This window comes from Legionella sp. D16C41, assembly GCF_048541585.1.
Lineage (GTDB): Bacteria > Pseudomonadota > Gammaproteobacteria > Legionellales > Legionellaceae > Legionella_C.
In genome coordinates this window covers 2,942,521-2,967,766 of record NZ_CP183303.1, presented here as the reverse complement: position 1 = coordinate 2,967,766, position 25,246 = coordinate 2,942,521, and the positions used below count along the sequence as shown (strand labels likewise).

Sequence of the window (25,246 nt, the reverse complement as noted above, 5' to 3'; positions counted from 1 at the left end):
TTTTTTATATATTCATCTGTAGCGTCTTTACCCCACCGTTTACGTAAAACTTCTAAGCCTTGTTCATAACGAGCCATGATTAGCCTAGCTTTGACCTGCGCTATTAATCTGCTCGCGGTGGACGATTATTATAAGCAGCAACTCTCGCTCCCCATTCTAATAAATTTTTATTACAGTCGTCTTTGTCTAAAAATACTTCAATAAAACATAGCGTATCGGCTTGTTTTGCTTCTTTTATGACATCTAACAACTCTTGATGAGTATGTGCTCTGAAGGCACGTGCTTTGCCGTTATCTCCATTAAAAACATCAATTAAAGTTGCGTAATGCCAATTATTAATAACATTATATAGACCATCATGAATTTGCACTTCAATGGTGTAGGAAGCATTGTTCATCAAAAATATAATAGGTTTATAACCATAACGCACAAGTGTTGATATTTCCTGGGCACTCATTTGAAAAGACCCATCACCTATAAGCGCAATTACCCGTTTTTTATTATGTAGTGCGGCCTGCATTCCCAATAAAGCTCCCACGGACCATCCTATTGAGCCATATTGCATTTGTATTTCGAATTGGCAATCCTCGGGTAAATTAAGACGCATACCGTTAAACCAGGAATCTCCTGTTTCGGCTAAAACAGCATAATCACTACTTAACAGTTTTTGAATTTGGCCAAAGAGGAAGCGGGTAGTTAAGGGTGAATTCAAATCATCTGGCTCCGTATACAAAGGCGCCGAACCTTCAATGCGTTTATAGGCTTTTAAAGAGGTATCATTGTATTTTAATTTATCTTGTAAACCGCGCAAAAATTCATTCATATATACTTCTGTATACACCGTGCCCGCAATAGACACGCTTCCGTCAGCAATCATAATTAGCTTTTTGGGTTGTATATTACATACGTGCCCAACGGTAGTATAATCATTAAAATTAGGCCCTACAAAGAAATACAAGTCACTAGATTCAACAATTTCACTGCAACCAGGTGAGCTCACTGGACCCCAATAAATGCCAATGTAATTAGGGTGTTGTTCTGAAACAAATCCTTTTGCATCTGGCATTGCAGCTAGAGCATAACCGCAAGCTTGACTTAATGATTCAATCATTGCAGTGGCTTCACAACAACGGGATTTGCTACCTGCTATAAGTACGGGTTTAACTGCTGCATTTAATTTCTCAACCGCATGTGCAATAGCTGCTTCTAAAGAAGAGGTATCACTTAACCGTTTAACATTAAGGGCTCGTTTTGTTGGTGGTGAAACAGCTAAGTTTGAGATATTACAAGCAATTTCAATATAAACAGGTTTTCTTTGCTCCAAAGCGATGGCAATTGCCGTATCTATTTGCATGGGCGCATCGCTAGGCTTATGAATAAAAATACTATGCGCTGTGATTTTTGCAAATATTTCTCGGACATAACTGTAATTTTCAGTTGCTAACGTATGATGTAAAATCTCAGCATCCTGAACCGAGTTAGTATTAGGACCTCCGGAGATAACTATAATCGGCAAATTTTCGGCATAAGCTCCAGCAACAGCATTGACTGCGCTTAACCCACCTACACTATAGGTTAAAACTAGTGCAGCTACGCCTGTTACTCGAGCGTAACCATCTGCAGCGTAGCCCGCATTAAGCTCATTACAGCAATTGATCATGTTTAGTGAGGTATTTTTTAAAAGCTCATCTAATAACCCTAAATTGTAGTCTCCAGGAATTGCAAAATAGTCTTTAATTCCTAGGTCTTGAAGACGTTGGGCGAGATAGGTTCCTACAGTAGTCATAAGAAAATCCCCGGCTTTTGGTAGTATTGATAGTGTTATAGTTGATTATAGCTAAATCCAATAAAATAGTTGCAATTATTAATTTAGTAGATTTCAGAGGTTATCTATGGGGTTTAGAGATGCAGAAGGTTTAATTTTTATACTAGAATAAACAATATATTTTATTAAATAGAGTTAATCTGTATGAAATGGTATATAGAGGCCCTACAATCCGTTCTTGATAAAGTCAATCCTCAACATAGGCCAGCAGCAGAAAAATTTTTAAGTAGCAGTTTTGATTTTTTTACTAAAGTTGTTACTGCTAAAAATGAAAAAGTGAGGCAGAGAGAAGAAAAAGCTAGGCAAGAGCTACATACGGGAATACAAAGACTAGTAGCACAAGAAAAAGTAGAAGCACTATCAAGAAAGAAAGTGCAAGATGGAGAGCGAGATGAACCAAAAGATGCACCAGAAGAAAAAAAAGAAGTAGAACTAGACGAGATCAAAGCACAAAAAGCCAAGGAGAATCTACCAGAAGAAAAAAAAGAAGCAGAATTAGAGGATAATAAGGCGCAAAGAGCCAAGAAGAATGTACGAGAAGAAATAGAATTAGACCAGAACAGAGCGAAGAAAGCCAAGAAGAATGCACCAGAAGAAAAAGAAGAAATGCTAGATTTAGAATTAGAATTTTATTTAGGCATTATTGAAAAAGCAAATAAGAAATTTGAAAATATAGATAATATAGATTTTTCTGCTTTTGCTAAGTACATGCTACCACTAATGATTGTTTATGCTAAAGCAGCTCAAGATAATATGCCTATTCGGAATATAGATTTTATTAATATATTTGCCTTAATGCCTAAAAATTATTCTAAACAATCTTTTATCAATGTGATGAATCAATTGGAAGAGGTAACGCTAAGAGATTTGCACTATAAACTCGGTATTGATGATCCATTGTATGTTAAAAATATATTAGTCAATATTAAGAAACTGCCTAAAGAAGTAGATGACTATATCATTCTTTTAAATGAGCGCTTGCAAAATGGGGAAGAAGATGAGCTTACCCATCCTGAAGAAGACCCTACATTTCTTTATAAGGAAGATACAGAATTAGCAGAAATTATTAAGCAATCAAAAAATAAAGGAATATCTGCTATAGAAAGTTTAAGTAATATAGTTATGCATTGTGTTATGCGCTCTATTGAAGAAGATAAGCGAAGCTCTCCTCCTTCCTTTTTTCCACGACATAGTGCAAAAGATAAAATATTAGCAGCTAAAAATTTCATTCAAGCATTAAAAGATAGCCAATGTTCTATTTCTCAAGAAGATAAAGACATCTTAGCAACAGATGCAAATCTTTTAACGACCCTTAGGAATGTGTTGGAAGATGACAATTACAGTTTTGAGTTAGAGGAGGAATTAAATATTGATTGGAAGATTGAGTCATTCGGTGATTTGATTGAGGTTTTAACAAGAGCGCCTGAAAATACTCCCGAGGCCCATACATGATGTAATATAAAGTAAATAAAAAAGCTTAAAATTTAGGTATAGTTCATGTGGCCAGCGGTAAGTAGGTTTACTAATCAATTTATACTGTAAAACTTAAGTTTTTCTCTAAATTTGCTATCTCTGTTTTATCAACTGGTAAATTAATTTCCCAACGGCGATGCATTTTAAGTGGGCGAGTATCTGTACAATAATTCTGTAACGCTTCTACTGAAATATAAGAAATGTTAAATTCCTCTACTAGTTTTTTATAAGCCTCTTTATAGTCTGGTATTATTTCTTTGGTATAATGTTCACCGCATTGTTTAGCAAATTCAAATTTGTTTGTAGTGACATTCCATAATAAGGACTTACGGCCCTCATTAGTGATTAACCCTACTAATGTCTTTTCATCGCGAATGGGTAAAATGTCTGGATAGCGTTCAAGTCCTAGTAAATTAGCTTTTAAGTGTTTTTCATCTGCCGCCTGCAAATCACTCTGAATTAAAGTTGTCCATTTATCGGTTTTTTTAGCAAGTATAAATAGATTCTCTTCTTTATATAGTTTTAATTGATCAGGGTATTGGTTAATAACTTCTTGAGAATCTTTAATTAATATAGGTTGCCTTGGCGCGCTTGATCCGAGACCTGGGTCAAGTAAAAATTCTTCGTGCGCAATTGTAGCGACTAAACACATATGAGTTGCCGGCAATTTTAATACATTGGAATCATTAACCGGGGCTCCATTTAATACACGCGCGGCACAAGGCCTAACTGTAAAACCGAGTTGAGTTAAGGCATCAGCTAAAAGTTGGGCTGATTGAAAGCAATAGCCACCTTGATTAGCCAGGAGTAATTTATCATAGCTAAAAAAATTTAAAGATTTTCTTTGCAGAAGATGTTGTTTTGCAATAGCTCTTAGTTCAAAATTCTCATAAGGAAAACATTTAAGATGGGAAAAATAAATCTCACTTAGAAAGTTAAATTGCTCGGTGGATGATAAATTCTTAAGTGGTTTTGCCGTGATATTTATTTTTTTAAGATAGCGTTCTAAATTAATCATCTTATCTGCCTAAACATTAGGTGGATAAATAGCATAATATCATTATTCACTAACAAACGCTTTATGCCAAGTAAAGAAAATAAATACCCTAAACGGATAATAAAATATTCTTATTAAAGGGGACTTAAGATTGTCATGACCGAAACTACGGATAGTTTAAATAAAGATATTTTTAACTATAAATGTTGGTTTATTACTGCTATTTTAATAGTAGGGTACACTTATATGCATGTACAACTAACCGGCCTCTATGATGGAGTTCCTTTAGAAAGCTGGTTGAATTTTACAGCACCGCTACCTTTCGGCCAACGTCAACTTGTGCCATTTCTAGCTAGATGTTTATATAAATCTACTACGTTAAAGCCTTATGAAATTTTTTTTATTTTAGAATTTATTTTTGTGGTTTTTACTTTTTTTGCTTTACAAACATTACTGCAATTAGAATTTGGTGAGCAATTAGCGCTTTTATTAACTTGGCTTTTTTTTCTTCTATTGCCCTTGTGTACTATTATTAATTACCGTTTTGTCATCGATGGACAAGCAGCTATATTTTGGCCCTATGATACACCATCTTTATTTTTTATCATTTTAAGTTTTTATCTCACCTTAAAAGAGAAATGGCTTTGGCTGGCAGTATGTATTTTCTTTGCAACATTAAATCGTGAAAGTAGTATTTTATTAGTGCTATTAATTCCAGCTTTATATTTGCGCTCATTAAAGAATTTCTATAAGTTAATATTACCCTTCTTGCTTAGTTTATCTGCTTATATTTTAGCTCGGTTGGGAACTTACCTTTTAGCAGTAAATTTAGCAGGAGCTTATACTGAGTGGTATCATGGTTCTGCAATAACTAATTTCGCAATCAATATGTATTGGCTTTTTGCAAAGCAAGGTATTCTTATGTTTATATTTGCTTTTGCTGGATTACCTTTGCTGTGGTTTGGTTTTTATGATTATATTCCTCTAAAATATCGCCCTATTCGTTATCTTACTTTTTTATATTTCTTAGGGTTACTTGGGGTAGGTTTGGTAGCAGAGGCTCGTATCTTTGCAGAAATTGTTGCTCTAATTTATTTGCCAGTATGCCTTGCTATAACTAATTGGTTGCAAGGTAAACAAATTGTTGAAACACAACCGAAAAGATTTATGTATTACTTAAATCGCTATCTCATTGTTTTATTATTAATTTTAATTCCAATGAGTAGTAAGTTTATTGATTATACGATAAAACAATGGATACCCGTATCTAGCGAGTAATAACTGCTATTTAGCGCGGGAATTTATCCTGGTTTTAATTTAAGGATTTACTTTTAAAACATTAGGGATTTATGACTAGAAATCAAAAAAAACTATTATTTGTCTCAAGCTTAGGTGGCGTTTTAGAATTTTATGATTTTATTATTTACGCCTTATTTGCTAGCTATCTCAGTGAAGCTTTCTTTCCGACGGTACATCCCTTAGTAAGCTTAATGATTACGTTCGCTACTTTTGCAATTGGCTATGTTGTAAGGCCGCTTGGCGGAATTATATTTGGCCATTTTGGTGATCGTCTAGGACGAAAAAGTATGTTTGTTCTTTCAATTTTATTGATGGCTATCGCAACTTTAGGAATTGGTTGTATTCCTTCTTATAACCAAATAGGTCTAAGTGCGCCAATCTTAGTATTAGCTTGTCGAATTTTACAAGGCTTATCGATTGGCGGTGAAATTCCAGGGGCTATTACTTATGTAAGTGAGTCCATCCCAGAGCAAAGAGGACTTGCCTGTGGAATAATTTTTTGTGCCCTAACTTTAGGTATCGTTATAGGCTCCGTTATGCATGCAGTTATTGTTAGCACGCTTACTAATGACCAAATACATACTTATGGCTTTAGATTGCCTTTTATTATCGGAGGAATTATGGGCCTATTTAGTTATAAATTGCGGCTTAAATTAAAGGAATCAGCACAATTTCAGGCCATTGAAAGTCACTTAGAAAAGTTTCCAGTTTTAACGGTTATAAAAGAACAAGGCAGAAATACGTTAAGTGGTATGCTAATCACAGCTTTATGTGCTGCAATTATTACCGCGCTTTTTTTGTTTATTCCTTCTTATTTTACTCAAATATTAAATTTACCGGCCACATCCTACATTTGGGAGCGCACAGGTGCTGTAGCACTAGGATCTTTTCTTGCTATTCCTTTTGGTTTTCTTAGTGATAAATTAAATCTTAAAAAAATGATTTTAATTCTTTGTTGCTTAGTTATCTTATTGGCTTATCCTATTTTTGTTATATATGCTTATTTTCCAAAATACTACCTTATCGCATTAGGATTAAGTTCACTTTTAATGGGAATGTCAGCTGGTATAATCCCCAGTTTCTTAAGCACATTATTTCCAACTTCTATTCGCTTTAGTGGTATTGCGGTAAGTTACAACTTAGGTTTTGCTTTGTTTGGAGGCTTTACTCCATTTATTTCATTTTCTCTCATTTACTATACCGGTATTAATACCGCTTCTGCTTTCTATTTACTTATAGTGGCTGTTCTTACTGGCCTATCATTAATTTTAGTAAAGCCACCAGCAAAAATTACCAGTGGCGAGAGAGTCATTAGTTGTTAAGCGAGGCCATATCAATGACGAACCGATAACGAACATCACTTTTAAGTACACGTTCATAGGCGTCATTGACCTCTTGAATAGGAATAAGTTCAATATCGGCTGCTATCTTATGTTGGCTACAAAAATCTAACATTTCTTGAGTTTCTGCAATGCCACCGACTAAGGAGCCAGCTAGGCTACGTCGGTTAGCAATAAGCGTCCCAGCACTAATTGGAATGTCTTTTTCTGGAATACCAACGACTACCATCGCACCATCTAATTTTAATAGTTGTAAATATTTATTCCAATTAATAGGGGCAGAAACTGTATTAATTAGAAGATCAAAGGAATTGTGTAGATGACGAAAATCTTGCTCACTATTTAAAACATAAAAATGATTAGCACCAAGACGTTTGGCATCTTCTTCTTTAGATGAGGAATGACTTAAAACAGATACCTCAGCGCCCATAGCTTGTGCTAGTTTAACACCGATATGTCCTAAACCGCCGAAGCCAACTATGGCGACCTTCTTATTAGGTCCTGCCTGCCAGTGACGCAATGGTGAATATAAAGTAATTCCGGCGCACAATAAGGGTGCTACTTCTGCCATAGGTAGATTATTAGGAATAGTTAGCACAAAATTTTCATCAACTACTATACAATTTGAATAGCCGCCTTGGGTAAGTCTACTGCCATCGCGTTCCATGCAATTATAAGTGGCTGTTGGTGATTCTATACAAAATTGTTCCAGCTGGTCTTTGCAAGGTTCACAACGTCTGCAAGAATCGACAAAACAGCCAACGCCAACCTTATCGCCTTCTTTAAATTTTGTAACTTCAGCACCAACTTGAGCGATAATCCCTACAATTTCATGCCCAGGCACCATAGGAAATAAAGCAGCTCCCCATTCTTCACGAGCTTGATGGATATCAGAGTGACAAATGCCGCAATAATGAATATTAATTAACACATCATGACTGCCAACCTCACGGCGCTCAAAAGAAAAAGGAGTTAAAGGGGCTTTTGCCGTTTGTGCAGCATAGCCTTTTGCTTTTATCATATGTCTTCCTATGCAATATCAATATGTTAATCAAGTATAAGGATTAACTTTCTACATTTAAAGGTCTAGCTTTTTAACTTGTCTATGACAGTCTAATAAATTTGGTAGTATGCAAAGTTTTATATTAAATTTGAATCGTGCTATTACATTTTGGTTATCTTTTGTAATCTAAACAATAATAGTATATATTGCGAGTCTATTTAAGCTGTAATTTTAAAGATGTTTATGCAAAAGATTATAGGTTTCTTAAGCCTAACTTTATTAATAATAGTTCTTCCTACTTTCGCTGCGGATAAACTTAGTGTCCCTGTTAATTTAACTATTAATATTAATGAAAAAGCTATTTCATTAGCGGAGCTAAAGAAAAGAATTAAGCCCGTTCGTGTTGTAATATACAATCCTACTTATAAAGCAGAAAAAGCATATTATGTTTTTCCTCTAAAAGAAATTTTAAGTGAGCTTTTAAACGTTGATTTCTCGAAAAATATTGCTAATCAGTTATTGTTAGTTGAAACCAAGGATCGTTATTTAGGCAAAATTCCTCTTTCTTATTTTAATTCAAAAGATAATGCTTATTTGGCCTATAGTGAAGACCCTAAAAATATTGCACCGGCGCTAAAGACTCCTGATGGAAATTGGAGCTACCTTTTTGCCCATCAAGAAAAAATTCACCCTGGCCCTTTCTATATTGTTTGGGATACTACAAAAACTTATCCGGTAGGCTGGCCATTTCAAGTTATATCCTTAAAAATAGCTGATCAAAAACAATTTATAGTTGATTTTTTAAGCCCTGATTCTGATGCAAAAAGCCTAAAACATGGACACGATCTCTTTCAAAACGTATGCTCTAGTTGCCATTCTCTTTACTACCATGGCAATATAGGCAGAGCTCCTGATTTAGGTATGGTGACAAACTATTTAACTGTTACTGATATTGCTAAGATTATAACGCATGGCCGAGGTTATATGCCCGCTATTGGCAGCCATTTCAGCGAGCAAGATATTAAAGATACCATTAGTTATTTATCCTGGGTAAGCAAGAAGGGTCCAAGCCTACACAATACACTTAAACCCTAAGTTAAACTTAAAGAATTTTAGGTAGAATTAGTTGCTTTTAATCCAACAATAGCCAAAAGGATAAGTAAAATGCAACTCATCCGCAACAAAGTTGTAGGCTCGCCAAAAAAATAAATACCGTAGATAACCGTGCCTACAGCACCAATACCTGTCCAAATTGCATAGGCTGTTCCAATAGGAAGCGATTTTAACGATTGGGCAAGCAATAAAAAGCTTAGCAGCATAGCTCCAAGCGTCATTAAGGAGGGATATAGTTTCGTAAAGCCTGCGCTATGTTTTAATCCTACTGCCCAAACTACTTCAAAAACACCAGCTAGCAGTAAGTATATCCATGCCATAATGGGTTCCTTCTTTAAAAATGCTAAACATTAGAGGTCTATTAAATAGAGTTGCTAATAAAAAGCATTGATTTCTTGTTCAAAAAAGATACCAAATTTATTGATGATTTGCTATAATGCGGAGCAATTTTTTGCAGACCATGCGAAGGAGCAGTTATTGTCTAGTTCAGTGACGATTGACACGAGTGTCGTTGTACCTCGTGGTGGTATAACGGCATGGCTTGTTTGTTTATCAGCCGGTCTATTTTTCTTTTATGAGTTCTTTCAACTTAATATCTTTGATGTAATCAATCAGCCTTTGCGGCAGGATTTTCAATTAGATGCAACGCAACTTAGTTGGATGTCTAGTGCTTATTTATGGGCTGATATTCTCTTTTTACTACCAGCCGGCTTGATCCTTGACCGATTCGCCACACGGACTGTTATTCTAATTGCTATGTTTTTATGTGTGATAGGCACTATTGGTTTTGCTATCACCCAATCTTTCTTAGGCGCTTGCTTTTTTCATTTTTTGTCTGGAATAGGTAACGCTTTTTGTTTTTTATCTTGTGTGGTTTTAGTCTCAAATTGGTTTCCACCGCGCAGACAAGCTTTTGTTATTGGCCTATTAGTTACTATGGCTTTTTTAGGTGGAATGATGGCTCATACGCCGTTTGCCCACTTAAATGATTTATATGGTTGGCGTAATTCATTATTGATTGATGGCGTTATAGGGATATTATTATTAGGTTGGATTGCTGTTACAGTTAAAGATAAACCTCATGCCGGGCTTCCAATAGCAAGCAAAAAACAAGAAAATATTTTAATAAGTTTTCTATTGGCTTTTAAAAATCCACAAAATTGGCTGGCAGGACTTTATACGTCTTTCCTTAACTTACCTATTATGGTTCTATGTGCACTTTGGGGAGCTAGCTATTTAGAAGTCGTTCATCATATAAAAGAGATTGCTGCAAGCAATATCATCAGCTTGATATTTATTGGCAGTATTATTGGCTGTCCACTTGCAGGGTGGTTATCTGATAAGCAAGGTAGGAGAAAACCACTGATGATTTTCGGTGCAATAGCTACCTTAATAACCGTATTACCTCTTTTCCTTGAATTTAAGCTTAATCAATGGCAATTAAGTGGCTTATTTTTCGCTTTAGGTTTTTTTACCAGTACACAGGTGATTAGCTATCCTTTAATTGCTGAAAGTAATAGAAAAGATAATACAGGTGCTGCGACAGGAATTTCTTCTGTATTGATTATGGGTGGAGCAGGTATTGGCCAAGTATTATTTGGTATGTTAATACAATATCATGCTGGTGGGTCTGGTAATCATTATACTAGTGCTGATTTTCAGTATGCTATGTGGATGTTTCCGTTAACAGCTATCGCGGCTTTAATAGCGGTTTTATTAGCTAAGGAAACCAATTGTAGAAGTAATATTTGATGTTTTTTAAAAGTACTTTTTAAGAAGTAAATAGATCAAAACTAATAAATTAGCAACGATAGAGGAAAATGCAATGCATGTCGTACAAGAATCTAAGCAAATAACTAATTTTGCGAGCAAGTTATTGCCCTGGATTGTTTGTTTTAGTGCCTCATTATTTTTCTTTTACGAATGTATTCAAGGTAATATGTTTGCGTCAATTGCTGACAATATTATGCAGGATTTTCATATTCAAGCTGATAAAATGGCTTACTTATCAAGTATTTATTATGTATCAAACGTCGTTTTTCTTCTCGTTGCTGGTATTGTATTAGATAAGTATTCTGCTAAATATACTATTTTAGTCGCAATGCTACTTTGCATCCTAAGCACTTTTATTCTGGCCCATGCCCATTCTTTTTATTTAGCGTTACTTTGTCGTTTTATAACCGGAATTGGTAGCGCTTTTTGCTTTCTTGGCCCTGTTCGCTTAGCATCCCGTTGGTTCCCACCGAGACGAATGGCAATGATTACTGGCGTTATTGTGACGATGGCTATGACTGGTGGTATGTTAGCTCAATATCCTTTAGCAAAATTAGTAGGTCAGATTGGTTGGCGAGAGGCGCTAATGCAAGTTGGTTGGTTGGGAGTAGCGATGCTCTTTATAATGTATTTTGGTATTGTTGATAAAAAGGAAGTTAATCACCCTGAAATAATTAAAAACAAAAAATCATTACTTGAAGTTGCTAAGCGAGCTTATTTAAACAGCCAAAATATTCGGGCGGCCCTTTATGCAAGCCTAATGAATATGGCTATTGCTGTTTTTGGGGCTATGATGGGCTCTTTATATTTAATGCAGCGTTTGCATATTACGAAGGAAGAAGCTGCTGTTATTAATTCAATGCTATTTTTAGGCGCAATTATTGGGGGCCCTTTAATTGGTTGGCTTTCTGATAAGTTGGGCTTAAGAATTTTACCTATGAAAGTATCAGCGCTTTTATCGTTATTGGCTCTTTGTTTAATATTGTATGTTCCTTTAAACCTTGAAGCGATGAAAATTCTTTTTCTATTGTTAGGATTTTTTACAGCAGCTCAAATTATCAGCTATGCAGTCGTAGCGGAAAGTAGCCCAAGCAGTATGACAGCTACGGCGGTGAGCTCTGTTTCTATTTTAGTGCAAGGCGGTTATATTCTTTATCAAAATTTATATAGCTATTTGTTAATTCAGCACGGCGAAGTTCAGTTTTTAAAAAATATTCCTATCTATTCTTTGGGTGACTATCAATTTGCAGCTCGCATTTTACCTATTGGCCTTATTGTTGCTATATTTTGTTTATTTGGCTTACAAGAAACGCATGGTAAGCATATGGAAGACTAATTCATGACAGAAAGACGAGTATGTATTTTATTAATGGATTCTTTTGGTATTGGGGCAAGCTTAGATGCCTCTCGTTATGGTGATAGCGGTGCAAATACCTTTGGTCATATCCATCTGGCTTGTGAGCGGGGCGAAGCTAATAATGACCTTCGCAAGGGACCACTTGTTATTCCTAATTTAACTAAATTAGGCTTATATCATGCGGCTTTAGCCAGCACAGGTCTTAAATTATTGTCGTTAGAAGAATTAGCAGAGCCTAAGGGCCACTATGGTTATGCAGTAGAGCAGAGCTTAGGTAAAGATACACCAAGTGGCCATTGGGAGCTCGCAGGTGTCCCGGTCACTTTTGAGTGGGGCTATTTTCCAGAAACTATCCCTTGTTTTCCAACAAAGCTTATTGATAATTTTTTAGCTGAGACGGGGCTGTCCGGCGTACTTGGCCAGAAACATGCGTCCGGTACTGTTATTATTGAAGAGCTTGGTGAAGAACATATTAAAACAGGTAAACCTATTGTTTATACTTCTGCTGATAGCGTTTTTCAAATTGCAGCGCATGAAGAACATTTTGGTTTAGAGAAACTTTACAAGGTTTGTGAAATCGCTCGTAAATTAGTAGATGAATATAATATCGGGCGGGTTATTGCGCGGCCATTTGTGGGCACGCCAGGCTCATTTAAACGTACTGGTAATCGTCATGATTATGCAACGTTACCTCCTGCACCAACCTTGCTTGACTTCTTAAAAAAGCAAGGCCGAGAAGTCATTGCTATTGGGAAAATAGCGGATATTTTTGCGCATCAAGGTTTAACAGAAACTATAAAAGCTGATGGCAATATGGCTTTATTTGATGCAACCTTAGAGGCCTTAGATAAAGCCCCCGGTGGCAGCTTAATTTTTACTAATTTCGTAGATTTTGATTCTTCTTATGGTCATCGAAGAGATATTGCAGGTTATGCTTATGCTTTAGAAAAATTTGATGAACGACTTCCTGAGTTATTGGCTAAGTTAAAATCTAATGATTTAGTTATCATTGCAGCTGATCATGGTTGTGATCCTACATTTCCTGGTTCAGATCATACACGTGAGCATATTCCTGTTTTAGCTTTTGGCCCAGAAATAGAAGGTAAATTTATTGGCCGGCGCGAGACATTCGCTGATATAGGCCAAAGCCTAGCTCAATATCTAGAAATTGAGCCCTTATTACATGGGGTATCATTTCTTGATGATTTAAAAAGTAATTCAATTGAAAAAGATAGTTAGTATTAATTAAATAGACTTCTTCGGAAATGCTTAGCGCTAAATTAAATTTAAGCAGGCCTGCGATGATAGTTTCCGAAGAATGCTAATATAAACTATCCTTAAAGAATGACTATAGCCTTAAGCTTACTGTGCAAATAGTGAAAATTTTTATCATACCTATTGAATTTTTATAATAAGCCCCCACTTGATGAATTTAACTTAATTAGAGGTAATAGTTTTGGAACAATATCGCGGTACAACTATCTTGTCTGTCAGGCGAGGGAATAAAGTAGTTATTGGAGGCGACGGCCAAGTTACCATGGGTAATACCGTTATGAAAGGAAATGCCCGAAAGGTAAGACGATTATATAAAGACAAGGTTATTGCAGGATTTGCAGGCGGTACTGCAGATGCTTTTACACTTTTTGAGCGTTTTGAACGAAAACTTGAAATGCATCAAGGCCATTTAGTTCGTGCTGCCGTCGAATTAGCTAAGGATTGGCGTACTGATAAAATGTTACGACGATTAGAGGCGCTCTTAGCTGTAGCAGATAATAAAGCCTCCTTAATTATCACCGGAAATGGTGATGTAATTGAGCCAGAAGAAGGTGGTTTAATAGCCATTGGTTCAGGCGGGCCTTTTGCGCAGGCAGCGGCAAGAGCGTTATTAAGAAATACAGATTTAACAGCCAGAGAAATAGTTGAAAGAAGCTTAAATATAGCAGGCGAAATTTGTATTTACACAAACGATCATTTAACTATTGAAGAATTGGAAAGTGACAGTGAATAATTTAATTACTACGATGACAATGACTCCGCGTGAAATTGTCGCAGAGTTAAACAAACATATAATTGGGCAGGACGAAGCAAAACGTGCTGTAGCTATTGCTTTACGTAATCGATGGCGTCGTATGCAAATTAAAGATGACGATTTACGTAATGAAATAATGCCTAAAAATATCTTAATGATTGGCCCCACAGGTGTAGGTAAAACTGAAATTGCTAGGCGGTTAGCCAAATTAGCCGAAGCCCCCTTTCTTAAAGTAGAAGCTACTAAATTTACTGAGGTTGGCTATGTAGGGCGTGATGTTGATTCAATTATGCGTGATTTAGTGGATATTTCCATTAAACAAGAAAGGCAAATGGCCATGAAGAAAGTGGAGCATTTATCAGAAGATGCTGCCGAAAATCGAGTTCTTGATGCGCTTCTCCCTCCACCACGCGGTGGCTTAACACCAGCTGAAAAAGACAGCACCACCAGACAAGTTTTTCGTAAACAATTACGAGAAGGCTTGCTAGACGATAATGAAATCGAAATTGATTTAGCTGTAAATCCTGTGGGAATAGAAATTATGGCTCCTCCAGGCATGGAAGAAATGACTAGTCAACTACAAGCCATGTTTCACCAGGTCGGTAGTAATCGCACTAAAACACGTAAATTAACTATTGCCAAAGCGATGAAATTATTACGCGAAGAAGAAGCAGCAAAGTTAATTAACGAAGAAGATATTAAATCCAGAGCTATCGAAAGCGTTGAGCAAAATGGTATTGTCTTTATTGATGAATTAGATAAGGTAGCTAAACGCGCTGAACATGGTAGCGGTGGGGATGTATCACGGGAAGGTGTACAACGTGATTTATTACCTTTAGTTGAAGGTACTACTATTTCTACTAAATATGGCCCAGTTAAATCGGATCACGTGTTATTTATAGCTTCAGGAGCTTTTCATGTCGCAAAGCCTTCCGATTTAATTGCTGAATTACAAGGACGATTACCTATTCGTGTGGAATTAAATGCACTTAGTGTAGATGATTTTGTACGTATCTTAACCGAGCCTAGTAATTCTCTAACAGAGCAATATATTGCTTTAATGGCTACCGAAGGATTGAGCTTAAGCTTTGACGAAACAGGAGTCAAACGCATTGCTGAAGTGGCTTGGCGAGTTAATGAGCGTACAGAAAATATTGGTGCTCGCCGGCTTTATACTGTGATGGAGCGGCTTTTAGAAGTAGTCTCCTTTGAGGCAACTGATAAAGCTGGTGAAACTGTTCACGTTGATAAAGCTTACGTTGATGCTCATTTAGGTAAACTAGTGGAAGATGAAGATCTAGCAAGATATATTCTATAATATCACCACTAAACTTCACCCTAGGTTTGTAAGCTCGCAAGGTTTAAGTTATATATTTCTATGTATACTCCTTTGCCTAACGAGCTTGCATCTTGGCTAAAACCTAGGGCGTGAGGCTTTCTAAACTAGGTTTCCAATTAGGTAGTTAATTTATCTTAATCATTCCAACGTATTTACTGTTTATCTATTGCCAGATGAATTAATTCTAACAATATCTTTATTGGCAGGAATACCGCTACTAAATAATTTAGCAAGACTGATAGATAAGGTTTGTTGCAGCAGCTTATCATTTTCTTTAAAAATTGTTTCCCAGGGATATATTGTAGCTGTACCTTCAAAATCATATTGATCAGGTAAGTTATACGGTAAATGTTTACTTAGCCAATATAAAGAAATTTCATTTAAATCTCGACTTAATAAGTAGCGCCCATCAGCACCTATATGAACTAAATTAATTTTTTGCAACTCACTAATCATATGATCACTGTCAATTTCAAAAGGTTGGGCGCTCGCCTGAATGAGTTCATCTAGACACAAGCCTTGTCCATCTTTTTGTTTTAGCCATAATAACTGGAGCCAAAGTAGCGCATGGGAACAGCCGTCTATTGGCTTACCGCTTCGCCTTTTATGGTGTACAGACAGAGCATAACTTACTTCAGCACCTAATAAAGTAATAAGCCAAACCCAATAAACCCAAATAAAGAAAATAGGCAAGATAGCAAAAGCGCCATAAAGTAATTGGTAAGTATTATAGTGTGATAAATAATAAGCAAAGCCTTGCTTAGCTGACTCAAATAAGATAGTTGCAAATAATCCACCGATAAATCCATGCTCAAACTGCACTGGGCGATTAGGGACAATCACATATAGGAAAGTAAACCCAGTCAACGAGAGTATAAAAGGCAATAAATTTAAAATAAAAGAGGGTGCTTGTTCATCTTTTAAAAAAGGAATAGAAACTAAATACGAACTTGCTGCTAGACTTAAGCCTAGCAAAATAGGACCAAGCGATAAAATTGCCCAATAAAGCAAAAATGCAGCAACTCCCTTTCTTGCACTAGATACACGCCATATTTTATTCATAGCGCGTTCAATAGTAACCATAACAAGTATGGCCGTTACAAATAAGAAAGTGACTCCCCATACTGGGAGTTTTACCACTTGGGTAGCAAAGTCTTGCACATAATTTTGTACGACTTTTCCAGTGGCAGGTACAAAATTTTCAAAAATAAAATCTTGTATAGGCCCACTAAAATTATGAAAAACTGGAAAAGAAGAAAGAATAGAGAAGCCTACTGTCATTAGTGGAACAAGGGCTAATAAAGTTGTAAAAGCCAGGGCGGAAGCACGATAAGCGCAGTCGTCTTCAATAAAGTGGTTAATGACAAAACGAATAAATCGCTCTATCTTTCCCCATCTTAAATTGACTTCTTTCTTCCAATCCATAGCGCTTTCCATGTTGAGAATAAATTAAAAATTTATTCTCTATTCGAATAAGTTCCTAATAAATCTATTAAATCTTACAAAGATTTAAAGCTTATTTGTTTTTAGAATAGTTTATAGCTACATTTTCTTCCTATGTGCTTCCTTGCGCTATAGGTTTACGCTTTTAAGCTGCTGGTGCAGAAAGGGATAGCTCTTCTTTCGACTGTAGCGATAGCGCAAAAACAATGACTAAGCCTAGTAGATATATTAATCCAATTATTGCACAGTATAAGCCAAAATAATTATTATTGTGATTAGCATAGATATGATTGGCTGTTTCTACACCTATAGCTTGTGCCACCATACTAATTAAACTAATCATAGCGTATGCTGTTCCTTTACTTACGGAAGTTGAGAATAAAACATATCTATTTAACGGCGCCGCCGTTACTCCTAAACCAAAGCCATATAAGGTTAAACCAGGTAAAAGCCATTCAAAATTGGTATTAATTAAACTAGGCAATAAAAAAGTAATAAGTAGGCCTGCTGTGGCTAAAATTGAGCCGAAGAAAATGATAAATTTGAGTCCTCTTTGGCGTGTCAAGCGATGTAAATACCAATTGCCTAATAAACCTGCACCAAAAATAGGTAATTGCCAAAGCGCATAAGCAATAACACTTAGTTTTGCATCAGCAACGATAATAATGGGAGAAATAGCAATCCAGGCAACACATGGCACGCCAACCAAACCAGCAACCCATGCCCCTACCATAAAACCAGGATTGGTGAGGAGCTTTAAATAATTTTTAAAGACAACTTTTGGTGCTAATGAAGTGCGTGGAATAACTTGGCCATCTTTTTTTTGTGCGCCTACAGGCTCTGGCATAAAACGCCATAAACCCCATAATGCTAACAAAGCAAACGCTCCAATAAGAACAAAAATACCACGCCAATTAAAATAAAGTATAAAGGTGGCACCTGCCAGTGGGCCCAATAAAGGCGCTAATGAAGCAACATTAGCCAAAGTTGCTACCAGGCGGACAGCATCCATCTCAGCAAAAAAATTTCCTGCAGTGTTGCATAACCAATCACACCAATGAAACAAAGGCCCATACCTTCAAAGTAGCGAGCTAATAAAAATTGGCCGATTGAATTAGAACAAGCAATAAACGCGGTAAAGACGAAGAATAATATAGCACCAGCCAGCATAACTGGTCGGCGGCCAATGCGATCTGAAATAGGGCCTAAAAATAACTGCAGACTTGCACCACCTAAAATATATGCTGTAAGTGAAGTAGCAATGGCTGATTCTGGTCCTTGAAAAGAAGTAACAACCTGAATCATGCCAGGCATAATCATGTCATTGGCAATATAAGTTAAAAATTGATAAAGCACGAGAAAGCTTGCAAAAGATAACGCTTGCTTGCGCGAAATATTAATCAACGGATGCGCCATGCTATTACTCCAATACAGCAAGGTGAAAAAAATAGAACTTTTATTGTACAGAAGGTTCTGTTAAATGTCATTAGCTTAATGAGAAAAATTATTAATACACAAGGCGTGTTAATTAGTATTTTTACCTATAGTTCAAACAAATTATTGCAATGTCACAGCAAAAAACTAATCGATAACCTGCATATAGGCAATAAAATTTTCTAAAAAGATTAAGGGTTTGACAGAATGATTATTTATACTCCTTTAATAGTAAGGAAGCAACTACTTATAAGTCTTAATGTGATATATATAAGGCTTAATGAACTAGCAGGCTTTTAAAGCTTTAAAACGAGGGAATTTAACTATTATGATGAATCCTTATATTCTTGTTTTATTTTACTCAAGATACGGTGCCACAGCTCAATTAGCAAACTATATAGCACGTGGTGTAGAAAGTGTTGCAGGAATTGAAGCTCGTATTCGAACTGTTCCACCAGTATCAACAGTTTGTGAATCAACGGAAAAAGAGGTGCCTGATGAAGGAGCCCCTTATGTGACCTTAGATGATTTACGTCATTGTAGTGGGCTTGCTTTAGGCAGTCCTACTCGATTTGGGAATATGGCAGCTCCGCTTAAATATTTTCTAGATACTACAACCTCGTTATGGTTAGCTGGCGATTTAGCTAATAAACCTGCTTGTGTGTTTACATCTACTGCTTCAACGCATGGTGGCCAAGAAACAACGCTAACCAGTATGATGTTGCCCTTAATGCATCATGGCATGATTCTCTTAGGTATTCCTTATACGCAGCCTTTATTAAACACAACTAAAACAGGTGGTAGCCCGTATGGTATGTCACATGTAGCTGGAATGACTAATGATAATCCAATTAGTGAAGATGAAATGACATTAGCAAAACAATTAGGTAAACGGCTTGGCACTATTGCTATGAAGTTATTAGAAAAATAGACACTGTTTTCTGCTATCTTGCTATCTTAAAGGTACATAAAATAGGTTGGGCCACTCGGTCCAACAACTATTTTGGTCATTTGTCGTGAAATTACAAAGAAAAGCTGCTTATCGTTAGCCTAACATCTTACGGTATTCATTAGCTTAGCTAGATTATTGAATTTTTTAAAAAAATAAAGCGTTAAGTATTTTAGTGTGCAGATTTGTGACTAATTTCAATCAGTTGCCCAATCGCTTTTCTTTTATGTTAAACTGTTTGAACTTTAATTAACATGCTAATTAAGCTGGTAGTATTATTATGGCAGGCGTTAATTTAGAAGATTTAAACATTATTGAGCTTGAAATTCTTTTAGGACATTTGCGCTTAGGAGCTGCTCATCTTAAAAAAAATTTAAGTAAAAGACAATTTAAAAATTTACTGCACTTAGGTTCATTAAATATTACCCAACATACTAATATTCAATCAGATGGTAAAGAAAAATCAGGTAATGTCGCTTTAGTTCTTAATTGTATTATTACGAGTACCTTTGGCGCATGGATGGGTTTCTCAGGCTTTATGGATCTTCGTCTAGGCTCTTTTATTACACTCGCAGGTATTACCTTTATTGCGCTTATTACAAGTAGTCTAGTTGGTTATTTTAGTTTTAAATTAACTGCTGAAAATGCCCAATCAGCTATCAATACTCAAAAAATACTTAATGTTCAGCTGCATGTTACTAAGTTAATTTTCAATAAAAAGCAGGAACAAATTGAGTCCTCGATTAAATATTTAAACCATTCACTGCATTATCTTTACAAAAATACGCCTAGTGTAGGCCGCATGCCTTCTACTGAATATTGTGATTTTAATGAAAATTGTGACTTTATTAAATGGATTAATGACTTATGTTTTGTAATTGGTAAAAAATGTGAGGAAGTAAAAATAGAAAAAATTTATGAATTTTATGCTGATAGGCTAAATGAAATTATAAATAGCTTAAACAGCTTATTAACTACTCATTGGATTACCAATACAGAAGGTGATATCACAGTTTGTGATTTGATGGAAAAAAAAGGTTGGAATTTATCATTGCCTGATGAAAATAGTTCCTTTATTCAAGTACTGTCTAATCCTGTTAATAAAAGTGGCTCCTTTATTAAGCAAAAATCTTGGGTTAGTAAAAATTTACTAGCATTAATCGCAGGTGTCATTCCCACGATAATGGGGGGATTTGCTTCGATGTTTGTATTTCTTGCTGGTGGACCTAACTTAGCAAGAGAATTAGGATTACATTCATTGGCGCAAGCATTAAGAAATCCGAGTGCTCGTTTAGTAGAATTTAGTATTGCAGTCTCTTTAACAATTTATTATGCCGTGTCCTATGCTTATAGTAATTACAAACTTTTTTTACGGGATGAAGAGGCTAAAAAAACTAAGGAGAAAATAGTTAAAAAAGAACAAGCCATTATTGATTTAACAACAAAATTAAATGTTTTAGAAAAAATGAAAGATCAAATGATGCGCATTATTAATATTTACACGGCGCTTGAAAAGATAGCTAATATCTGGGTTATTAAGAAAAAAGAACTTAATAGCTATATGAATTTAATAAAAATTAAAAAAATCAAAGAAGATAGTGAGAAATTTGAAAAGGAAGCTAATTTAAAAAATTAAAATTATAACAAGCTCAAGGAAATGAGTTATTAGCTATAACCTAATAGGTAGTTATTAAAGGACCATCATGAAGATAATTATGTCGCTTTTACTATTGGGGTTAAGCAATATAGCTTCCGCTATAGCGGGTAATTCATTGTTTCTTTTAACCTCTTCGGAAGCGACTATAGCGCCTTTACATAAAAATAACTATATCTTAAATTTAAGTCAGCCTGTTAAATATATTAGTTATTATACGCAGACGCCAAATGGTGTAGCAGGGGCTGCTTTATTTCCCTTAGAGAACTTTATATCGCTTTGGCGTAATCAAACAGTAAAAAATAATTTTTCTAATAATCCGCCGCAAGCGTTGCTTGCTACAGTGAACGAAGAAGGCGAAGGGCAGAAAACCGTATTAGTAATTGTCACGAATCCAAGTATGGTTAATGGAACACTAAGTTATCAAGTTTCTGTATTAAACGGCGAAAGCTTAATCACTGGTAAGTTAAAATTTGTAACGCTTATTTTTGACAAGATTGCTGATGATAATACTTTTTTAAATGCATTATCAGTTAATTCTAATTAAATAAAGCTCATTTACTCCCTAATCAGATATTGTTATAGTTCCTCTGCTTATAAATCACCTTCATCAATTTAAGACTTAAGAGCAAATTGTGCGAGTAATTACTTTTAATGCTAATGGTATACGATCAGCAGTTCGTAAAGGATTTTGTAATTGGTTAGAATCACAAGACGCTGATTTCATTTGTATTCAAGAAACAAAAGCACAAGTTCATCAATTATCTGAGGCAAGTTATTACCCTTGTGGTTACCACTGCGATTACTATGACGCTCAAAAAAAGGGCTATAGTGGCGTGGCCATTTATGCACGCCATAAACCACAGCAAGTTATAAAAGGGTTAGGCTTTGCTTTTTGTGATGAAGAAGGTCGTTATTTGCAATTTGATTATCCTAAATTAAGTGTAATCTCTCTTTATTTACCTTCAGGAACAAGTGGTCCACTACGTCAAGAAGTTAAATTTGATTTTCTTAAACGGCTTAGAGACCATTTAATAGAGCTAAAACAACAAGGCCGAGAATTAATTATTTGTGGTGATTATAATATTGCTCACAAGGCAATTGACCTTAAAAATTGGCGTGGCAACCAAAAAAATTCTGGTTTCTTACCTGAAGAAAGAGCTTGGATGGATGATTTATTTGATATTTTAGGGTTTGTTGACGCTTTCCGACTACTTAACCAAGAACAAGAACAATATACTTGGTGGTCTAATAGAGGTCGGGCTTGGGAGAAAAATGTGGGCTGGCGGATTGATTATCAAGTTATTACACCAGGTTTAACAGCTAGTGTAGCGGCTGTTGCCATTCATCGGGAAAATCGTTGGTCAGATCATGCTCCTTTAATTATTGATTACCATGGAGATTGGTGTGCTTAAATTAGCTACTTGGAATGTAAATTCACTTAAAATTCGCTTAGAGCAGGTATTAATGTGGTTTGAAGACAATCAAATCGATATTCTTGCACTGCAAGAAACTAAGCTTCCTGATGAAAAATTTCCGCTAAATGTTTTTACGGAGCGTGGTTATCATACAGTTTATGCAGGCCAGAAAACTTACAATGGTGTTGCTGTCATAAGTCGCGAACCTCTTAGTACAGCTTTAACTGATATTCCTAATTTAATTGATCCACAACGTCGTATTTTAATTACAACTATTGGCCAATTAAGATTAATTAATCTTTATGTGCCCAATGGGGCTGCTGTAGGATGTGATAAATATTTTTATAAATTAGATTGGCTGTCTAAAGTTAAAGAACATATTAAGCAAGAATTGGAAAGCTATCCAAAGTTAGCTGTAGTTGGCGATTTTAATATTGCACCTGAAGACCAAGATGTTCATGACCCAATTGAGTGGGAAGGAAGCGTTTTAGTTAGCCCAGAGGAGAGGCAGGCATTTGCTCAGTTATTAGATTTAGGCCTACATGATAGTTTTAGAATTTTTCCACAGGAAGAGAAATTATATAGTTGGTGGGACTACCGAGCAGCAGGTTTTAGACGCAATCGCGGTTTACGTATTGATCACATTTTATTAAGTACTGATTTAAAAGATTCATGTGTCGCTGCACGTATCGATAAGCAACCTCGGTCTGTAGAGCGCCCTTCTGATCATACGCCTGTAATTGTTGAATTAGATATAACTTAATTGCAAATATATATATAAACTATAGAGCAAATGGATTTTTTAAATTGCAATTTTTTAACCTCTTCAATACTAACTTCTAGTAAGTTAAGTTGTACTTCCTTCGAACATAAGCAGTTTGGACATATTATGAAGGTCTATCTTATCGCCTCAATAAACGCATTAAAGAATAAAATTTTAGTCTAAACTAAAAATAAGCTTAATTAATTAGATAAAGATTGGGCTTATTTATTATTGCTAGACTATGGTTAGTTAAATGTTGGTCGATATAAGTCAAGCTAAGATTATTGAAAAGTTAAATGCTTATTTAACTTATAACAATTCCTCTCTTAAGCTAAACCCCACCGGGGTGTGTAATGGCTTAGCGTATGTATACGCTAAATATGTTTTCGAAAATAAAGAGCAAGAATTTTTTAAAATTTTAGAACATATTTCTCAAGGTAGTAAGAGCAAGGACTTTAGTGATGATGAAATTAACTATTTTATTATGCAAGTTATGCTTGCTTATCTTCCGCAGGAATATGATCAAAAGCTTAGCCAGCAGTCTTCAGGACAGATATTAAAGGTTAATGATAAGCCACTAAATTCAATATTTAATTTTTCATTAGTAACCACAGATCAAAATTGGGCCGAGATTTTTAAAAGTATTGCTTTAGAAAAAGACGAGGTAATGATAATTACTGGGGTAGGTCATGCTGTTGCTGTTAGGAAAGTAAATGATCATTATCTACTTTATGATTCTAACAATCCTTCTGGCCTTAAAGAATTGTTTAATGAAGAGAAGTTAGCTATAGAACTACATAAACAATCGTTAAGATATACAAGCCAAAATATGGCATTAAATATCCATATTTTACCTCATCCTGAAAAGCAAGTAAAAAGAAGTCATCCATTCCCTGAGCCTATCCATTTATACGATTCTCATATTAAAAGTAATGAAGAGGCAACGGCTACTGCTACTAGTAGTACTGGTAAAATAGTTAATACATTATATTATGCAGCTCATAGTGGAGATAAAGATACTTTAGAGTATTTACTGCATTTTAAATGGACTTCAGATAATATAAAACAGGCCACTATAGTCGCTATTGAGGCAAATAATATTAACGCAATTAAGCCACTAGTGAAACAAGTAGAGCAAAGAGGATTTCCAGATTTTCATCCTTGGTTGTTAAGATTGGCACTTATAAGCGGACGTTATGAAGTATGTGACACGTTATTAGAAGATCCAGCATTTAAACACTATTATACAGACCGCTTGAATCTAAATATCTCTTCAACAAACATTTCTTTTAGAAAGGATTTACCATTTGCTATACAAGCAATTGATTTTGCAGCTCAAGGGGGTAATGAGAAATTACTTAAAGAGGTGCTAAATAATGCTAAAAACTTCTCTCAACTGCAGAACTTTTTAAATGCAGGGTCCGTAGATAAAACTAATTGCCTATACAGTGTTATTGATAGCACTATTAAAAATACTATTAATAGTGGTAGTGGAGAGTGTATGACATTATTAATGGAAGAAATAAAACCTTTGCAATTCTCAGCAGAAGATAAATTAGATTATTTGCTCTTAGCTATTCGCCAAAATAAATCGCAAGTTGCAGTAGCTTTAATAAAAGTAATAGAAATGGATGAAGGACCAGAATTAGCTAAAAAATTATTTTCCACTATTACTATCCCCGATCAGGCTGCGAAAAATATGAATTTAGCCTTCTTGCGGCGTTTAGAAAAACACGGCGTTAAATTATCACCAACAGTAAAACTTATAATACAAGATCGAGAACATAAAGAGGTAGGCTTAACAGGAACAGCAAGTCTTTTGTTTTCTAAATTTACTGGCTTCTTTAAAACAGAAGTTTTAAGCGGAACGCCTCCTATTCCAGAAATAGATCGAGAAAAACTTAAAATGTTTAAAGATGAATTAAAATCTATAAAATTAGAAATGAAAAGCTCTAGTGATTCTGGAACATACTTTCATAACTGAAGAGTGCGATTTACGCTAGCTATAAAAAATTACTTAAATAATGTCAAGACACT

At 35.4% G+C, this 25,246-nt stretch carries 22 protein-coding genes; 15 read left to right on the top strand and 7 right to left on the bottom strand.

Annotated elements, in window-relative coordinates:
- Nucleotides 1–103 precede the first annotated feature (103 nt).
- Complete coding sequence (locus ACNVED_RS12850; RefSeq protein ID WP_419419390.1) at nt 104–1,786, bottom strand: thiamine pyrophosphate-binding protein; 1,683 nt, start codon at nt 1,784–1,786, stop codon at nt 104–106.
- A 183-nt stretch (nt 1,787–1,969) separates the two neighbouring features.
- Here ACNVED_RS12850 and ACNVED_RS12845 point away from each other — a divergent pair, with 183 nt between their 5' ends.
- On the top strand, nt 1,970–3,277 hold the full coding sequence (locus ACNVED_RS12845) for a hypothetical protein (RefSeq protein ID WP_419419389.1): 1,308 nt from the start codon (nt 1,970–1,972) through the stop codon (nt 3,275–3,277).
- Between the two features lie 79 nt (nt 3,278–3,356).
- Here the strand turns inward: ACNVED_RS12845 and ACNVED_RS12840 are convergent, their stop codons facing one another.
- Nucleotides 3,357–4,316, bottom strand: a complete 960-nt coding sequence (locus ACNVED_RS12840; RefSeq protein WP_419419388.1) for an arylamine N-acetyltransferase family protein — start codon at nt 4,314–4,316, stop codon at nt 3,357–3,359.
- Nucleotides 4,317–4,451: 135 nt separating this feature from the next.
- Between ACNVED_RS12840 and ACNVED_RS12835 the strand changes: the two genes are divergently transcribed.
- Both ACNVED_RS12835 and ACNVED_RS12830 read left to right on the top strand, forming a co-directional pair.
- Nucleotides 4,452–5,573: a hypothetical protein gene (locus tag ACNVED_RS12835; RefSeq protein WP_419419387.1), complete on the top strand. Its 1,122-nt coding sequence runs from the start codon at nt 4,452–4,454 to the stop codon at nt 5,571–5,573.
- A 71-nt stretch (nt 5,574–5,644) separates the two neighbouring features.
- The gene (locus ACNVED_RS12830) at nt 5,645–6,916 is read left to right on the top strand and encodes an MFS transporter (protein WP_419419386.1); all 1,272 of its coding nucleotides are present in this window, start codon (nt 5,645–5,647) and stop codon (nt 6,914–6,916) included.
- Here ACNVED_RS12830 and ACNVED_RS12825 read toward each other — a convergent pair.
- Nucleotides 6,906–7,955 (bottom strand): NAD(P)-dependent alcohol dehydrogenase, encoded by a 1,050-nt coding sequence (locus ACNVED_RS12825; protein ID WP_419419385.1) that lies wholly within the window; start codon nt 7,953–7,955, stop codon nt 6,906–6,908. The genes ACNVED_RS12830 and ACNVED_RS12825 overlap by 11 nt on opposite strands.
- A gap of 225 nt (nt 7,956–8,180) precedes the next feature.
- Between ACNVED_RS12825 and ACNVED_RS12820 the strand changes: the two genes are divergently transcribed.
- Entirely contained in the window at nt 8,181–9,032 is an 852-nt protein-coding gene (locus ACNVED_RS12820) for a c-type cytochrome (protein ID WP_419419384.1), read from the top strand.
- 17 nt (nt 9,033–9,049) lie between these two features.
- Here the strand turns inward: ACNVED_RS12820 and sugE are convergent, their stop codons facing one another.
- Nucleotides 9,050–9,370 carry a quaternary ammonium compound efflux SMR transporter SugE gene (gene sugE, locus ACNVED_RS12815; RefSeq protein WP_419419383.1) on the bottom strand — a complete coding sequence of 107 codons (321 nt, stop codon included), beginning with the start codon at nt 9,368–9,370 and terminating at the stop codon, nt 9,050–9,052.
- A 157-nt stretch (nt 9,371–9,527) separates the two neighbouring features.
- Here sugE and ACNVED_RS12810 point away from each other — a divergent pair, with 157 nt between their 5' ends.
- The 5 genes from ACNVED_RS12810 (at nt 9,528) to hslU (ending at nt 15,527) form a co-directional block, all read left to right on the top strand.
- The gene (locus ACNVED_RS12810; RefSeq protein WP_419419382.1) at nt 9,528–10,802 is read left to right on the top strand and encodes an MFS transporter; all 1,275 of its coding nucleotides are present in this window, start codon (nt 9,528–9,530) and stop codon (nt 10,800–10,802) included.
- Between the two features lie 73 nt (nt 10,803–10,875).
- Entirely contained in the window at nt 10,876–12,159 is a 1,284-nt protein-coding gene (locus ACNVED_RS12805; protein ID WP_419419381.1) for an MFS transporter, read from the top strand.
- 3 nt (nt 12,160–12,162) lie between these two features.
- Nucleotides 12,163–13,419 carry a phosphopentomutase gene (locus ACNVED_RS12800; protein WP_419419380.1) on the top strand — a complete coding sequence of 419 codons (1,257 nt, stop codon included), beginning with the start codon at nt 12,163–12,165 and terminating at the stop codon, nt 13,417–13,419.
- Nucleotides 13,420–13,636: 217 nt separating this feature from the next.
- A complete protein-coding gene (gene hslV, locus ACNVED_RS12795) occupies nt 13,637–14,188 on the top strand; it encodes an ATP-dependent protease subunit HslV (RefSeq protein ID WP_419419379.1) in 552 nt (183 codons plus the stop codon).
- Nucleotides 14,189–14,201: 13 nt separating this feature from the next.
- The gene (gene hslU / locus ACNVED_RS12790; protein ID WP_419421194.1) at nt 14,202–15,527 is read left to right on the top strand and encodes an ATP-dependent protease ATPase subunit HslU; all 1,326 of its coding nucleotides are present in this window, start codon (nt 14,202–14,204) and stop codon (nt 15,525–15,527) included.
- 180 nt (nt 15,528–15,707) lie between these two features.
- Here the strand turns inward: hslU and ACNVED_RS12785 are convergent, their stop codons facing one another.
- The 3 genes from ACNVED_RS12785 to ACNVED_RS12775 form a co-directional block, all read right to left on the bottom strand.
- Nucleotides 15,708–16,973, bottom strand: coding sequence for a YihY family inner membrane protein (locus tag ACNVED_RS12785; protein ID WP_419419378.1), 1,266 nt, complete (start codon nt 16,971–16,973; stop codon nt 15,708–15,710).
- A 163-nt stretch (nt 16,974–17,136) separates the two neighbouring features.
- A complete protein-coding gene (locus tag ACNVED_RS12780; RefSeq protein WP_419419377.1) occupies nt 17,137–18,057 on the bottom strand; it encodes an MFS transporter in 921 nt (306 codons plus the stop codon).
- Nucleotides 17,982–18,407: an MFS transporter gene (locus ACNVED_RS12775; RefSeq protein ID WP_419419376.1), complete on the bottom strand. Its 426-nt coding sequence runs from the start codon at nt 18,405–18,407 to the stop codon at nt 17,982–17,984. Before ACNVED_RS12775 ends, ACNVED_RS12780 begins: the two co-directional genes overlap by 76 nt.
- A gap of 346 nt (nt 18,408–18,753) precedes the next feature.
- Between ACNVED_RS12775 and wrbA the strand changes: the two genes are divergently transcribed.
- The 6 genes from wrbA to ACNVED_RS12745 all read left to right on the top strand — a co-directional run bounded on the left by wrbA (nt 18,754) and on the right by ACNVED_RS12745 (nt 25,193).
- The gene (wrbA, locus tag ACNVED_RS12770; protein WP_419419371.1) at nt 18,754–19,356 is read left to right on the top strand and encodes an NAD(P)H:quinone oxidoreductase; all 603 of its coding nucleotides are present in this window, start codon (nt 18,754–18,756) and stop codon (nt 19,354–19,356) included.
- Nucleotides 19,357–19,654: 298 nt separating this feature from the next.
- Complete coding sequence (locus ACNVED_RS12765) at nt 19,655–21,010, top strand: hypothetical protein (protein WP_419419370.1); 1,356 nt, start codon at nt 19,655–19,657, stop codon at nt 21,008–21,010.
- A 67-nt stretch (nt 21,011–21,077) separates the two neighbouring features.
- Nucleotides 21,078–21,575, top strand: coding sequence for a hypothetical protein (locus ACNVED_RS12760; RefSeq protein ID WP_419419369.1), 498 nt, complete (start codon nt 21,078–21,080; stop codon nt 21,573–21,575).
- A gap of 88 nt (nt 21,576–21,663) precedes the next feature.
- Nucleotides 21,664–22,443: an exodeoxyribonuclease III gene (locus tag ACNVED_RS12755; RefSeq protein ID WP_419419375.1), complete on the top strand. Its 780-nt coding sequence runs from the start codon at nt 21,664–21,666 to the stop codon at nt 22,441–22,443.
- Nucleotides 22,436–23,209: an exodeoxyribonuclease III gene (gene xth / locus ACNVED_RS12750; RefSeq protein WP_419419367.1), complete on the top strand. Its 774-nt coding sequence runs from the start codon at nt 22,436–22,438 to the stop codon at nt 23,207–23,209. The genes ACNVED_RS12755 and xth overlap by 8 nt, the downstream gene beginning before the upstream one ends.
- A 253-nt stretch (nt 23,210–23,462) precedes the next feature.
- Nucleotides 23,463–25,193 (top strand): hypothetical protein, encoded by a 1,731-nt coding sequence (locus ACNVED_RS12745; RefSeq protein ID WP_419419366.1) that lies wholly within the window; start codon nt 23,463–23,465, stop codon nt 25,191–25,193.
- The last annotated feature ends 53 nt before the right edge of the window (nt 25,194–25,246 follow it).

Coding starts and splice junctions, on each gene's coding strand:
- ACNVED_RS12850 (WP_419419390.1), bottom strand. CDS start 1,786: ATGACTACTGTAGGAACCTATCTCGCCCAACGTCTTCAAGACCTAGGA.
- ACNVED_RS12845 (WP_419419389.1), top strand. CDS start 1,970: ATGAAATGGTATATAGAGGCCCTACAATCCGTTCTTGATAAAGTCAAT.
- ACNVED_RS12840 (WP_419419388.1), bottom strand. CDS start 4,316: ATGATTAATTTAGAACGCTATCTTAAAAAAATAAATATCACGGCAAAA.
- ACNVED_RS12835 (WP_419419387.1), top strand. CDS start 4,452: ATGACCGAAACTACGGATAGTTTAAATAAAGATATTTTTAACTATAAA.
- ACNVED_RS12830 (WP_419419386.1), top strand. CDS start 5,645: ATGACTAGAAATCAAAAAAAACTATTATTTGTCTCAAGCTTAGGTGGC.
- ACNVED_RS12825 (WP_419419385.1), bottom strand. CDS start 7,955: ATGATAAAAGCAAAAGGCTATGCTGCACAAACGGCAAAAGCCCCTTTA.
- ACNVED_RS12820 (WP_419419384.1), top strand. CDS start 8,181: ATGCAAAAGATTATAGGTTTCTTAAGCCTAACTTTATTAATAATAGTT.
- sugE (WP_419419383.1), bottom strand. CDS start 9,370: ATGGCATGGATATACTTACTGCTAGCTGGTGTTTTTGAAGTAGTTTGG.
- ACNVED_RS12805 (WP_419419381.1), top strand. CDS start 10,876: ATGCATGTCGTACAAGAATCTAAGCAAATAACTAATTTTGCGAGCAAG.
- ACNVED_RS12800 (WP_419419380.1), top strand. CDS start 12,163: ATGACAGAAAGACGAGTATGTATTTTATTAATGGATTCTTTTGGTATT.
- hslU (WP_419421194.1), top strand. CDS start 14,202: ATGACAATGACTCCGCGTGAAATTGTCGCAGAGTTAAACAAACATATA.
- ACNVED_RS12785 (WP_419419378.1), bottom strand. CDS start 16,973: ATGGATTGGAAGAAAGAAGTCAATTTAAGATGGGGAAAGATAGAGCGA.
- ACNVED_RS12775 (WP_419419376.1), bottom strand. CDS start 18,407: ATGGCGCATCCGTTGATTAATATTTCGCGCAAGCAAGCGTTATCTTTT.
- wrbA (WP_419419371.1), top strand. CDS start 18,754: ATGATGAATCCTTATATTCTTGTTTTATTTTACTCAAGATACGGTGCC.
- ACNVED_RS12765 (WP_419419370.1), top strand. CDS start 19,655: ATGGCAGGCGTTAATTTAGAAGATTTAAACATTATTGAGCTTGAAATT.
- ACNVED_RS12760 (WP_419419369.1), top strand. CDS start 21,078: ATGAAGATAATTATGTCGCTTTTACTATTGGGGTTAAGCAATATAGCT.
- ACNVED_RS12745 (WP_419419366.1), top strand. CDS start 23,463: ATGTTGGTCGATATAAGTCAAGCTAAGATTATTGAAAAGTTAAATGCT.